Annotated in this window: 12 protein-coding genes; 3 read left to right on the plus strand and 9 right to left on the minus strand. The window is 66.6% G+C overall.

Annotation, left to right across the window (positions count from 1 at the left end):
- Nucleotides 1-6 precede the first annotated feature (6 nt).
- From CR919_RS18145 to CR919_RS18185, 9 genes are all read right to left on the minus strand, one after another.
- Entirely contained in the window at nucleotides 7-270 is a 264-nt protein-coding gene (locus CR919_RS18145; protein ID WP_089236219.1) for a YciI family protein, read from the minus strand.
- Nucleotides 270-1,565 carry an argininosuccinate lyase gene (gene argH / locus CR919_RS18150; RefSeq protein ID WP_099821198.1) on the minus strand — a complete coding sequence of 432 codons (1,296 nt, stop codon included), beginning with the start codon at nucleotides 1,563-1,565 and terminating at the stop codon, nucleotides 270-272. The genes CR919_RS18145 and argH overlap by 1 nt, the downstream gene beginning before the upstream one ends.
- An 18-nt stretch (nucleotides 1,566-1,583) precedes the next feature.
- Nucleotides 1,584-2,540 (minus strand): N-acetyl-gamma-glutamyl-phosphate reductase, encoded by a 957-nt coding sequence (argC, locus tag CR919_RS18155; protein ID WP_099821199.1) that lies wholly within the window; start codon nucleotides 2,538-2,540, stop codon nucleotides 1,584-1,586.
- 10 nt (nucleotides 2,541-2,550) lie between these two features.
- Entirely contained in the window at nucleotides 2,551-3,150 is a 600-nt protein-coding gene (locus CR919_RS18160; protein ID WP_099821200.1) for a GNAT family protein, read from the minus strand.
- A 5-nt stretch (nucleotides 3,151-3,155) separates the two neighbouring features.
- On the minus strand, nucleotides 3,156-4,484 hold the full coding sequence (locus tag CR919_RS18165; protein ID WP_099821201.1) for an acetylglutamate kinase: 1,329 nt from the start codon (nucleotides 4,482-4,484) through the stop codon (nucleotides 3,156-3,158).
- A gap of 74 nt (nucleotides 4,485-4,558) precedes the next feature.
- Complete coding sequence (locus CR919_RS18170; RefSeq protein ID WP_099821202.1) at nucleotides 4,559-5,647, minus strand: acetylornithine deacetylase; 1,089 nt, start codon at nucleotides 5,645-5,647, stop codon at nucleotides 4,559-4,561.
- Nucleotides 5,648-5,787: 140 nt separating this feature from the next.
- Nucleotides 5,788-6,984: an argininosuccinate synthase gene (locus tag CR919_RS18175; protein WP_099821203.1), complete on the minus strand. Its 1,197-nt coding sequence runs from the start codon at nucleotides 6,982-6,984 to the stop codon at nucleotides 5,788-5,790.
- Between the two features lie 59 nt (nucleotides 6,985-7,043).
- Complete coding sequence (locus CR919_RS18180; protein ID WP_025876421.1) at nucleotides 7,044-8,054, minus strand: N-acetylornithine carbamoyltransferase; 1,011 nt, start codon at nucleotides 8,052-8,054, stop codon at nucleotides 7,044-7,046.
- Between the two features lie 329 nt (nucleotides 8,055-8,383).
- A complete protein-coding gene (locus tag CR919_RS18185; protein ID WP_099821204.1) occupies nucleotides 8,384-8,947 on the minus strand; it encodes a hypothetical protein in 564 nt (187 codons plus the stop codon).
- 186 nt (nucleotides 8,948-9,133) lie between these two features.
- Here CR919_RS18185 and cysS point away from each other — a divergent pair, with 186 nt between their 5' ends.
- The 3 genes from cysS to CR919_RS18200 are packed head-to-tail and all read left to right on the plus strand — an operon-like array spanning nucleotide 9,134 to nucleotide 12,261.
- Entirely contained in the window at nucleotides 9,134-10,510 is a 1,377-nt protein-coding gene (cysS, locus tag CR919_RS18190; protein WP_099821205.1) for a cysteine--tRNA ligase, read from the plus strand.
- 54 nt (nucleotides 10,511-10,564) lie between these two features.
- Complete coding sequence (locus CR919_RS18195; RefSeq protein ID WP_099821206.1) at nucleotides 10,565-11,017, plus strand: SufE family protein; 453 nt, start codon at nucleotides 10,565-10,567, stop codon at nucleotides 11,015-11,017.
- Nucleotides 11,014-12,261 (plus strand): MFS transporter, encoded by a 1,248-nt coding sequence (locus CR919_RS18200; protein ID WP_099821207.1) that lies wholly within the window; start codon nucleotides 11,014-11,016, stop codon nucleotides 12,259-12,261. The genes CR919_RS18195 and CR919_RS18200 overlap by 4 nt, the downstream gene beginning before the upstream one ends.
- Nucleotide 12,262: the final 1 nt, after the last annotated feature.

A 12,262-nucleotide genomic window follows, 5' to 3' on the forward strand; every position in this document is an offset into this window, starting at 1 on the left:
AGCGCCTCAGCGGGTATTCCATTCGTGGACACTCAGCGCCGATGCCTGCATCGTCACCAGCGGATCGGTGGCGACGATGGCCTGTGCCTGCGCCAGGCTGTCGACGTTGCACAGCACATAGGCGCCGCCACTGCCATCGGCAAAGCCGCCGGTCAGCTGCAGCTTGCCCTCGGCCTGCAGCGCATCAAGAAAGTCGCGGTGCGGTTGCACCACGGCGTCGGTGAAGCCGGGCTGGCGCATCGCCAGCACCAGGTAGACGGTGCCGGCCATCAGGACAGCGCCTGCCAGCGCGCGCGCAGTTCATCCAGGCGCAGGTCCGACGCCGAACCCGGCGATACCCGCGCCGCCAGGCTGCCTTCCGGCGTACGCCCCTGCCCTGCGCTGTCGGCGCCGGCAGCAGCGGCCTTGTAGGCCTCGCGGAACGGCACGCCGGCGACCGCGGCTTCCACCGCTACGTCGGTGGCGTACATGCCCGAATCGATCGCCGCACGCAGCTTGTCATCGCGCCATTCCAGGTTGGCCAGCAGCGCCGGCAGCAGCTCCAGCGCGGCCAGGCCACGACCGAAGCCGTGGAAGATCGCGCCCTTGGACGACTGCAGATCGCGGTGGTAACCCGACGGCAGCGACAGCAGCTGCTCGATCTCGGTACGTGCAGCGGCGACGCTGGCATGGGTCGCCCGCATCAGCTCGATCACGTCCGGATTGCGCTTGTTGGGCATGATCGAACTGCCGGTGGTGTACTGCGCCGGCAGCGCCACGAAACCGAATTCGGCGCTGGTGAACAGCGACAGGTCCCAGGCGATGCGGCGCAGGTCCAGGGTCGCGCCACCCAGCGCTTCCAGTGCGGCCAGTTCGAACTTGCCACGCGACAGCTGCGCGTAGATCGGCGAGATCTGCATGCGCGCAAAGCCGAGCGCGCGGGTGGTGTGCTCGCGGTCCAGCGGCAGGTTCACGCCGTAACCGGCGGCGGTGCCGAGCGGATTGGCATCAACCAGTGCATGGGTATCGCGGGCACGCACAGCGTTGTCGATGAAAGCCTCGGCCCACCCAGCCCACCACATGCCGGCCGACGACACCACGGCACGCTGGATGTGGGTGTAACCGGGAATCGGCAGATGCTGCTCGGCCTGCGCACGGTCGAGCGCCACCTTGGCCACTTCGGCACTCACCTGCGCGACGCGCTGCAGCTTCTCCTTCAACCACAACCGGGTCGCGACCAGGATCTGGTCGTTGCGGCTACGGCCGGTATGGATCTTGCGGCCTGCATCACCCAGGCGCTCGGTCAACCGTGCCTCGATGGCCGAATGGCCATCTTCATACTGCGTATCCAGCACGAAGCGGCCTTCGCGGAAGTCCTGCGCCAGCACCTCCAGTTCGCGCAGCAGGCCAGCGAGTTCATCGGCGCTGAGGATGCCGATGTGCTGCAGGCCCTGCGCGTGCGCGGCGCTGGCGGCGATGTCATGCAGGAAGAATTCGCGGTCGAGGATCACGTCGTCGCCGGCGAGGAAGGTCTGGATCTGGGCATCGACAGCGACGCCGGGCTTCTGCCAAAGAAGGTCTGCCATGGGGGCTCCTGTACGGTTTCAGTGCGGGATCGACGTCAGTTCGTCGATGCCCAGCGCGAGATTGAGGTTCTGCATGGCCTGGGTGGCCGCGCCCTTGAGCAGGTTGTCCAGGGTCGCCACCACCACCACCCGCTTGCCGCCCGGGGCCAGCGTGAAGCCGCCGACCTGGGCGCCATGGCGGCCCGCGATGCGGCTCACCCACGGCGCCTCGTCCACGACCTCGATGAGTGCTTCACCGGCATAGGCCTGCTGGAAGCGCTCGACGATCTGCTCGCGGGTCTGCACCCGGTTCAACCACAGGTTGGCGGTGAGGGTGATGCCACGGAAATGCGGCGCAACGTGCGGCATGAACTCGACGGCCACGCCGAGCTGCACGGACACCTCACGTTCGTGCACGTGGTTGGTCAGCGCGTACGGCATCAGGTTGTCGGCCAGCAGCTCGACATTGTTCTTGTCCGACGGCGAGGTGCCGGCACCGGAGTAGCCAGACACGCCGAAGCACTGTGGCGGTCCGGCCAGCAGTTCCCGCAGCGGATGGATCGCCAGCTGCATCGCGGTGGCGTAGCAGCCGGGATTGCTGATGTGCTTCTGCCCGCGGTAACGGCTGCGGGTAAGCTCGGGCAAGCCGTAGTACCAGGTAGTGTCGAAACGGTAGTCGGCCGACAGGTCGACGATCACCGTGTCCGGCTTCGCCGTTTCCAGCGCCGCCACGAACGGAGCGGCCAGGCCGTTGGGCAGGGCCAGGATCACCGCATCCACGCCCTTGGCGGCCACGGCATCGGCGTCGAGATTTTCGAACTGCAGTTCACCCTGCCACTGCGGGTAGTGGTCGGACACGCGCTGCCCGGCCAGTTCGCGCGACGACACGAAGCCCAGTTGCAGGTTCGGATGTGCGGCCACCAGCCGGATCAGCTCGGCGCCGGTATGGCCGCGGGCGCCGACGATGCCGACGGTGAACGAGGAGGAAGTGCTCATGCGTACGTGCTCATGCGTGCGAGTCGAGGCGGTGCTGCAGGTGGCGTTTCACGCCCTGCCATTCCGCGTCGATGATGGAGAAGATGACGGTGTCGCGTGGCGTGCCGTCGGGATGACGACGGTGATTGCGCAGCACGCCATCCTGCTTGGCGCCCAGGCGTGCGATCGCGGTACGCGAGGTGAAGTTGAACCAGCTGGTTTCAAACACCACGCTCAGGCATTCCAAGCGCTCGAAGGCATGGCCGAGCAGCATCAGCTTGGTTTCGGTGTTGACCCCGGTGCGCTGCACCGACTCGCCGTACCAGGTGTAGCCGATGCTGAGCCGCGGCACGTCTGCCTGCAGGTCGTAGTAGCGGGTGGTGCCGACGATCTGGTCATTGGCATCGAACACCACGAACGGCAGCACCTTGCCTTCGGCCTGCGCCTGCAGCGCGGCCTGCACGTAGCCGGTCATGGTCTTCGCATCGGGCACCTGGGTGTACCAGAGCTTCGACAACGCGCCGTCACCCAACGCACCGCGCAGGCCATCGATATGGCTCATCTGCAGCGGTTCCAGCCGCGCATGCGTGCCGGTCAGCGTGGGTACCCGGGTCCAGTCGGCGTGGTTCATCGCGCTCAGCCCTCCAGGCTCGGTGCGCGCACGGCGCAGTGGTCGACATAGGTCCTGATCCGGTCGATGCCATCGGCACCGTACCAGAACACCTTCCAATGGCCCTGCTTGTAGCAGCCATCGGATTCGGCATAGTAGAAATGGTTGATCGGATTGCCGTTGCGCGAGCGCCAGAACAGCTGCGGGGTTTCCTCGCGCATCACGTTCCAGACGGCGCGGCCAAGGCCTTCGCCCTGCGCGTCGTCGAGCACGGCGAACTTGTCCAGGTACACGCCCTCGGCCTCATCGGTGAGGATCACCGCCGTGCGGTAGTTCTCGCTGACATAGGCGCGCAGCAGCGTGGTCTTCTGGAAATAGTCCGCCACCAGAGTACGACCGAAACTGGATTCGATCAGGCCCTTCAGGCGCGGCAGGTCCAGCTCGCTCCAGGCGGTTGCACGCAGCACCTTCTCGCCCTTGCGCACCAGCGTGCCCGAGCCCTTGTGGGTGAACAGTTCCTTGGCCAGGTCGGCGGGCCGGGTGATCGACACCGACGATTCCAGCGGCAGGCGATCCAGCAGCGATTTGATCTGTTCGATCTTCACCTTCATGCCACCGTGGATCCACGGTTGTGCGATCAGGTGGTCGTACTCGGTGGACAGGTTGATCGAATCGATCACGCTGCCCTCTTCGTCCAGCAGGCCGCCGGTGCCGGTCAGGAAGATGATCTTGTACGGCTGCAGTTCCTGCACAAGTTCGTTGGCGGCGAAGTCGGCATTGACGTTGAGGATCTGCCCGCCGGCGGTCTCACCAAGACTGGTGATGACCGGGATCGAGCCGGCACGCAGGCTGGCTTCGATCGGTGCCAGGTTGACCTTCTTCACCTCGCCGACCAGGCCGTAGGTATCCAGGGCCAGGTACTCCGCCTCGAACACGCCACCAGTGATGGACGTGGCGCGCGCGCCGTTCTGCTGCAGGGCTTCGACCAGGCGCAGGTTGGATTGCTGGAACACCCGGCGCACGATCGCCAGCGCTTCCGGCGAGGTCACCCGCAGGCCGTTGACCGTCTGCTTTTCAATGCCGGCGGCCGCCAGTTCCGCATCCAGCTGCGGGCCGGCGCCATGCAGCACGATCGGGGTCAGGCCGACCTCCTGCAGGAACGACAGCGAGGAGGTCAGCGCGTCGAGATCGTCGCGCAGCACCGCGCCGCCGACCTTGACCACGGCGAAGCGCTTGGCGTCCAGCTGCGAGAAGCGCTTGAGGTACTGGCTGATCTCCTTCGCGCTGGCCATGCTCGAGAGCAGGCGCACGATGGTCTGGCGGGTCTGGCGGTGGGGCTGGAGGGCAGGAGACATTTCGGTTTCGTCACAGGCGGCGGTCGCCGCGTTGCAGTTCCGCCGCGCAGAAGCGCAGCGGCGTTGTAGGTCGATCAGGCGCCGGCGGCGATGATCCGGTGTACGGCGTCGGCGTAGCGCTGCAGCTGCTCCAGCGTCACGAACTCGTCGGCGGTATGGGCCTGGGCGATGTCGCCCGGGCCGAACACCAGCGTGGTGTAGCCAGCGGCCGAGAACAGCGACGCCTCGGTCCAGAAGTCCACCGCGTTGCCGATCGGCAGGTCCAGCGCATCGGCCACGTCGCGCGCCAGCAGGCGGCGGTTCTCGGCTTCGGCGATGTCACCGGCCGGCAGGCTCGGGCCACGGAAGGTTTCAGTGAACACCGCCGCTTCCGGTTCGGCGAAACCGGCAAAGGTCGCCAGCAGCGCATCGATATCCATCGACGGCAGCGGCCGGAAGCCAAAGCGCACTTCCGCCGCCGGCGCGATCATGTTGGCCTTGATGCCACCTTCCACGCGCCCGATGTTGAAGCGCAGGCCGGTCAGTCCACCAAAGCGTGCCGAAGCCAGCGATTCGACGTGGTCCAGCGCGCGGTTGCCCCAGCGCATCGCCTGGTGCAGCGCGCTGGCGGCGGCATCCTGCTTGCCCGACGCATGGCCGGCACGGCCGGCGAACTGCATCAGCACCGAGCTGATGCCACGGTGCGCGAGCACCGCTTCGCTCATGGTCGGCTCGGCCACCAGCACCGCTTCGTACTTGATGCCCCGGGCCAGGAACGCCGCGATGCAGCGCGGATCGTTGGCTTCTTCATCGCTGGAGAACAGGAACGCGGCATCGCCATCACTGGCGTTGGCCGCCGCCACCAGCGCCGCGGCCGCGCCCTTGATGTCACACACGCCGAGGCCGACCACGCGGTCGTCCAGGCGGCGCATCACGTGCGGGTCGGCACTCCAGTGCGGCGAGTCCGGCACGGTGTCCAGATGCACGTTGAACAGGTACTTCGGCGTACCGCGCACGGCATACAGGCTGACCGCGCCGGCGCCGTGGTCGATCACCTCGACATTGAACCCGGGCAGGTTGTCGCGCAGGTAATCGAAGATGCCACCGGTGGTGATCGCACGCGGCGGGTTGCGGGTGTCGAAGGACACCAGCGCCTGCAGGTGATCGAGCGTCTGTTCAAGCATGAATCAACAATCCTGTGGATTTCCGCCGGGCATGGCCCGGCGCTACCGGAACGCGTCTGGAGGAGAGCCCCCTTCTTGTTGAAGGGGGCGCGCCAACGGCGCGGGGTTAAGGAGGAATGCGCGGGCAGGTCGATCGCGGCTCAGCCGCGGTTGACCTGCGCATACAACGTCGAGCTCATGCCGAACAGCTTGATGAAGCCTTCGGCCTCCTCTACGCCCCAGTCCGCCGACTGCGCATACGTGGCGCCCTTGGTGTTGAGCAGGTGCGGCGACTTCACCGCAACGGCGTCGACGCGACCACCACGGGTTTCCAGCACCACTTCGCCGTTGACCTTGGCCTGCGAGGACTTCAGGAAGGCTTCGATGTCGGTCTTCAGCGGGTCGTGGTAGAAGCCTTCGTACACCAGCTCCACCCACTTGCGCGCCACGTCCGGCTTGAAGCGGTTCTGCTGCTTGGTCAGCACCGCATCTTCCAGCGCGCGGTGCGCGGCCAGCAGCGAGACCAGGCCCGGCGCCTCGAACACGATGCGACCCTTGAGGCCGATCACGGTGTCGCCGGTGTACACGCCACGGCCGACGCCGTACGGAGCGAACAGCTTGTTGAGCTGGGCCAGGATCTGCTCGCCCGGCAGTGCCTTGCCGTTGAGCTCGACGGCTTCGCCTTCGACAAACTTCAGGGTGACGGTCAGCGGTGCTTCCGGCCATTCGATGCGCGGTGCGCACCAGCCACGGGCGCCCTCGCCCGGTGCTTCCCAACGGTCGATCTCGCCGCCGGACATGGTCAGGCCCAGCAGGTTCTCGTTGATGGTGTAGGCCTGCTGCTTGGCGCGCACGCCGAAGCCACGCTCTTCCAGGTACTTCTGCTCGTAGGCGCGGGTCTGGGTGTGTTCCTTCTGGATCTCGCGGATCGGCGCGATGATCTGGTAGTCACCCAGCGCCTTCACTGCCAGGTCGAAACGCACCTGGTCGTTGCCCATGCCGGTGCAGCCGTGGGCGATGATGTTGGTGCCCAGTTCGGCGGCGCGCTTGAGCGCGGCATCGACGATCAGGTAACGGTCCGACACCAGCAGCGGGTACTGGCCCTGGTAGCCCTCGCCGGCCCACACGAACGGCTTGACGAAGCCGGACCAGATGGCCGGACCGCCATCGACGGTCTGGTGGCTGGTGACACCCAGCTCGGCGGCACGCTTCTCGATGAAATCGCGCTCTTCGTCATCCACGCCGCCGGTATCGGCGAACACGGTATGCACGTTGTAGCCGCGCTCCTGCAGGTACGGCACGCAGAAGCTGGTATCAAGGCCGCCGGAGAAAGCGAGAACGACGTCTTTGTTGCTCATGGGGGTATGTCCTGGTAGCGCCGGGCCATGCCCGGCGGAAATGTTCGAATCGAAAAGAATCAGCGGCCGGCAACAGCGGCCATGATCGCCTTCTGCACATGCAGGCGATTCTCGGCCTCGTTGATGGCGATGCACTGCGGCGAATCCATCACGCCGTCAGTCGCCTTCACGTTGCGGCGCAGCGGCAGGCAGTGGCTGAACACACCGTTGTTGGTCAGCGCCATCTTCCGTTCGTCGACGATGAAGTGCTTGAACTGGTCGCGGATCGGCTTCTCCGGTTCCCAGTTGCCGAAGAACGGCAGCGCGCCCCAGCTCTTGGCATAGACCACGTCGGCACCGGCATAGGCGCTGTCGATGTCATGGCTGATCTTCAGCGAACCGCCGCTCTCGGCCACGTTCTGCTCGGCCCAGCCCATGTAGCGCTCGTCGAGGATGTAGTCGGCGGTCGGGCACAGCAGCGTCACGTCCATGCCCATGCGGGTGGCGATGGTCAGCGCCGAGTTGGCCACCGCGGTGTTCAGCGGCTTGGGGTGGTAGGTCCAGGTCAGCACGTACTTCTTGCCGCGCAGGTCCTGAGTACCGAAATGCTCCTGCAGGGCCATCACGTGCGCCAGTTCCTGGCACGGATGGGTGATGGTCTCCATGTTGATCACCGGCACCGGCGAGTATCTGGCGAAACTCTCGAGCACGACGTCCTGGCGGTCGTAGGCCCAGTCGACGAACTTGGGGAACGCGCGCACGGCGATGATGTCGCAGTAACGGCCGAGCACCTTGGCCACTTCAGCGATGTGCTCTTCGGTATCGCCGTCCATCACCGTGCCGAGGTTGAACTCGATCGGCCATGCATCCTTGCCCGGCTGCAGCACCACTGCGTGGGCACCGAGCTGGAACGCGCCCAGCTCGAAACTGGTGCGGGTGCGCATGGACGGATTGAAGAACACCAGCGCGATCGACTTGCCCTTGAGCTGGTCGCCGAGCTTGTTGCGCTTGAACAGCGCAGCCTGGGTCAGCAGCGCGTCAAGTTCGCTGCGGCTCCAGTCCTGGGTGTTCAGGAAGTGCTTGGGGGACATCATCATTCCTTGCATGAGCGGCGCCGGTGGTCGACGCGGTGGAAGGTGGAAGGGAAAACCGGGAACCAGGGTGGTACGAAAAGGTTGCAGATGAAGCTTTCAGAACGCGGAAACGAAAAAACCCAGCCGGCGGGCTGGGTTTTTTTCGGACGAACAGCAGAAAGCTCCGGATTACCCAGCGAGAATGTGGGGTTCCGGTCGACGGGCACGCGACGTCATGCCAGTGGCCTGGCGGGCGGCGCTGCTGTCGTGCTGGAAGTCGGTGAGCTTCATTGGTCGGCAATCTTTACATGCGGCCGGGGCCGGCGCAAGAGGCCGGCGTCGCAGAATCAGGGGGTGCCGGCGGCAGCCTGCTCCGGGCCCACCCAGGGGGTGATCGAAACCCGGATCTTCAGCCGGTTGCCAGGGTCTTCCGGCAGCCGTGAACGGTACTTGGTGCCCTTGTAGACGTAGTCCACGTCATAGGCGATGGGACGGCGGAACTCGCGCCCGACAGGGACGATACGACAGTCCCGGGTCAGCATCGGGCCCGTGTTGGCCGGCGCCGGCGCGGGGGTTTCCGCCGGAAGCTCCTCCAGCACCTCCTCATCGCTGCGCTTGAACATCGAGCGCACCGAATCCCACAGGCGGCCGATGCGGCCCTTGTCCTCGACCGGCTCCTCGCCAGTGACATTGACCGGGGCCAGGGTGCGGGTCGAGACCGGCTCGCAGTGCTCCTCGGTGCGGGTCGCGCGCAGGGTCTGGAACACCGGCTCCACGTTGAGCACCTGGGCGTAGTCGAACTTCACGTTCTCCACGATCACCACCCGGTTGCGGGGCTCGGCTTCCTGGGCCAGGACCACGGCGGGCAGCGCCGACAGGCAGGCCAGGGTCAGCAACGCGGTGGTTTTCATTGGCGAAAGGAGCAGGGACACGGCAATAGTGTAGGCAGTGGTGACCGCAAGGGGCTGAACATTACCCGTCCGCGCCGTTCCTGCCCACCCCACCCGGGCCGCCGCTGACGTCCACCGGTGGCAACGGCCCCCCAAAGGGCCCCGACACGTTCTAAAATCACAGGCTTGTCCCCCAGTCACAGACCCATGACCCTGCGCCTGCACAACAACCTGACTCGCCAGCTCGAACCGTTCACCCCGCTCGACCCGGCCTGTCCGACCCTGTATGTGTGCGGCCCGACGGTCTACAACTACGTGCACATCGGCAACGCCCGCGGGCCGGTGGTGTTCGGGGTGCTGGCCGACCTGCTGCGGCGGCGCTTCGGTGGCCTGCGCTACGCCCGCAACATCACCGACGTGGACGACAAGATCAACACCGCCGCGCGCGAGCAGGGCGTGCCGATCAGCACCATCACCGACCGCTTCGCCGCCGCCTACCGTGAAGACATGGCCGCGCTGGGCGTGGCACCGCCGGACATCGAGCCGGAAGTGACCGCGCACATTCCGCAGATCATCACCATGATCGAGCAGCTGGTCAGCAGCGGGCATGCCTACGCCGCCGAAGGCCATGTGCTGTTCGCGGTGGCCAGCTTCGACGGCTACGGCAAGCTCTCGCGCCGCGACCCGGACGAGATGCTGGCCGGTGCCCGTGTCGACGTGGCCCCGTACAAGCGCGACCCGGGCGATTTCGTGCTGTGGAAGCCGTCCAGCGACGACCTGCCCGGCTGGGAATCGCCCTGGGGCCGCGGCCGTCCGGGCTGGCACATCGAGTGCTCGGCAATGGCCGCCGCCCACCTGGGCGAGACCATCGACATCCATGCCGGCGGTGTCGACCTGCAGTTCCCGCATCACGAGAACGAGTTGGCGCAGAGCGAATGCGCCCACGGCGGCAGGATCTTCGCCCGCTTCTGGCTGCACAACGGCATGCTCAACTTCGGCGGCGCCAAGATGAGCAAGTCGCTCGGCAACATCGAGCGCGTGCATGACCTGGTGCGCCAGCATCCGCCGGAGGCACTGCGCCTGGCCCTGCTGTCGGCCCACTACCGGCAGCCGCTGGACTGGTCCGATGGCCTGATCGAGCAATCGGTGCGCACGCTGGATCGCCTGTACGGCACCCTGCGCGAGCTGGCATCGGTCGAGGCCAGCGCAATGATCCCGGCCACCGTCGAGGCGACCCTGGACGACGATCTCAACACCCCGCAGGCGCTGGCCGAAGTGGCCCGTATCGCCGGTGAAGCACGCCGCGCCACCGATCCGGCCGAACGCGCACGCTTGAAGGGCGAACTGCTGGGCGCCGGCCTCGCGCTCGGCCTGCTGCAGGCCGATCCGGCGCAGTGGTTCGGCAACGCCGCTGGCGACAGCGACGACGACGCGCGCATCCAGGGCCTGATCGACGAACGTGCGGCAGCCAAGCAGGCGCGCGACTTCGCCCGTTCCGACGCCATCCGCGACCAGCTGGCCGCCGAAGGCATCGTGCTGGAAGACACCCCGCAGGGCGTGCGCTGGTCGCGCAAGCGCGGCTGACCTGCCCTGCCCCGTGGCCGGCCCGCCGGCCACGCTCCCACTGTAGAGACTGTTGTGATCGACTCCCCATTCCCGCTTGAACCCACTGCCGCCGAGGCACAGACGGCCATCGCCGAGGAATTCGGTTTCTTCGGCGATTGGTCCGAGCGCTACCAGTACCTGATCGACCTCGGCCGCAAGCTGCCCGCCTTCCCGGAAGCATGGAAGACCGAAGAGCACCGCCTGCTCGGTTGCCAGTCGATGGTCTGGATCGTGCCGGAAGGCAATGCGCAGTCGCTGCGTTTCCACGCCATCAGTGATTCGGCCATCGTCTCCGGCCTGATCTTCCTGGCGCTGCGCGTGTACTCCGGGCGCACCGCGCAGGAGATCCTGGCCACCGAACCCAGCTATATCCAGGATATCGGCCTGTCCCGCCACCTGTCGCCGACCCGCAGCAACGGCGTGGCGGCGATGCTGGCCTTCATCCGTGAGACCGCGCAGGCCCAGCTGCAGCGCGATCCATCGTGAGCGAACCTGCCACGGCCGAAGACACCGCGCTGGGCCTGCTGTCCCGGCCCGGTTTCGCCCGGCTGCTGGCGTACCGCATCTTCGCGATGCTGTCCTACCAGGTAGTCGCGGTCACCGTCGGTTGGCACATCTACGAAGTCACCCGCAATCCGTTCTCGCTGGGCCTGATCGGCCTGGCCGAGGTGCTGCCTTTCTTCTGCGTGGCGCCGTTCGCCGGTTATCTGGTGGATCATCTGCCGCGCCGCAAGCTGGGCATGGTCGCCTGTTCCGGACTGATCGCCACCGCGCTGGTGCTGACCAGCGTGGCCAAGGGCTGGCTGCCGGTTGAAGGCGTGTGGCCGATCTATGCAGCCATCGCCCTGACCGGCATGGTCCGCGCCTTCCTGTCACCGATCTACAACGCCCTGTTCGCCCGCGTGCTGCCACGTGAACATTTCGCCCGTGGCGCCGGCCTCGGCGCCGTGGTGTTCCAGAGCGGCATGATCGCCGGCCCGGCACTGGGTGGCGTGCTGGTCGGCGTCGGTGGCAAGGGCTTGTCCTACGCGGTCGCCACGGCCTTCGCGCTGGTCGCGATGGGCTGCCTGGCCACGCTGAAAGTGGAAGAACCGGTGCATGCCGGCCCTGCCGCCCCGATCTTCAAGAGCATCGCCGAAGGCGCGCGCTTCGTGGTTGGCAACCGGATCATGGTCGGTGCCATGGCGCTGGACATGTTCTCGGTACTGCTGGGCGGCGTAGTGGCGATGCTGCCGGCGTTCCTGCACGAGATCCTGCACCACGGCCCGGAGGGCCTGGGCATCCTGCGCGCGGCCCCGGCACTGGGTTCGGTGTGCGTCGGCCTGTGGCTGGCGCGCCACCCCCTGCACCGCAACGCCGGTCGCGTGCTGCTGTTCGCGGTGGCCGGCTTCGGCCTGTGCGTGATCGGCTTCGGCCTGTCCCAGCACTTCTGGCTGTCGGCGTTGATCCTGCTGTTCTACGGCGCCTTCGACGGCGTGTCGGTGGTGATCCGCTCCACCATCCTGCAGCTGGCCACGCCGGAAGAGATGCGCGGCCGGGTGTCGTCGATCAACGGCATCTTCATCAGCTCGTCCAACGAACTGGGCGCGTTCTATGCCGGCACGATGGCCAAGGTGCTGGGGCTGGTACCGGCAGTGGTACTGGGCGGGTTCGCGGTGCTGAGCGTGGCCGGGATCACCGCGTGGAAGAACCCGACGCTGCGGAAATTGAATCTGCGCGATCTGCAGTAGC

The organism is Stenotrophomonas sp. LMG 10879, assembly GCF_002750935.1.
Lineage (GTDB): Bacteria > Pseudomonadota > Gammaproteobacteria > Xanthomonadales > Xanthomonadaceae > Stenotrophomonas > Stenotrophomonas lactitubi_B.

Coding starts and splice junctions, on each gene's coding strand:
- CR919_RS18145 (WP_089236219.1), bottom strand. CDS start 270: ATGGCCGGCACCGTCTACCTGGTGCTGGCGATGCGCCAGCCCGGCTTC.
- argH (WP_099821198.1), bottom strand. CDS start 1,565: ATGGCAGACCTTCTTTGGCAGAAGCCCGGCGTCGCTGTCGATGCCCAG.
- argC (WP_099821199.1), bottom strand. CDS start 2,540: ATGAGCACTTCCTCCTCGTTCACCGTCGGCATCGTCGGCGCCCGCGGC.
- CR919_RS18160 (WP_099821200.1), bottom strand. CDS start 3,150: ATGAACCACGCCGACTGGACCCGGGTACCCACGCTGACCGGCACGCAT.
- CR919_RS18165 (WP_099821201.1), bottom strand. CDS start 4,484: ATGTCTCCTGCCCTCCAGCCCCACCGCCAGACCCGCCAGACCATCGTG.
- CR919_RS18170 (WP_099821202.1), bottom strand. CDS start 5,647: ATGCTTGAACAGACGCTCGATCACCTGCAGGCGCTGGTGTCCTTCGAC.
- CR919_RS18175 (WP_099821203.1), bottom strand. CDS start 6,984: ATGAGCAACAAAGACGTCGTTCTCGCTTTCTCCGGCGGCCTTGATACC.
- CR919_RS18180 (WP_025876421.1), bottom strand. CDS start 8,054: ATGTCCCCCAAGCACTTCCTGAACACCCAGGACTGGAGCCGCAGCGAA.
- CR919_RS18185 (WP_099821204.1), bottom strand. CDS start 8,947: ATGAAAACCACCGCGTTGCTGACCCTGGCCTGCCTGTCGGCGCTGCCC.
- cysS (WP_099821205.1), top strand. CDS start 9,134: ATGACCCTGCGCCTGCACAACAACCTGACTCGCCAGCTCGAACCGTTC.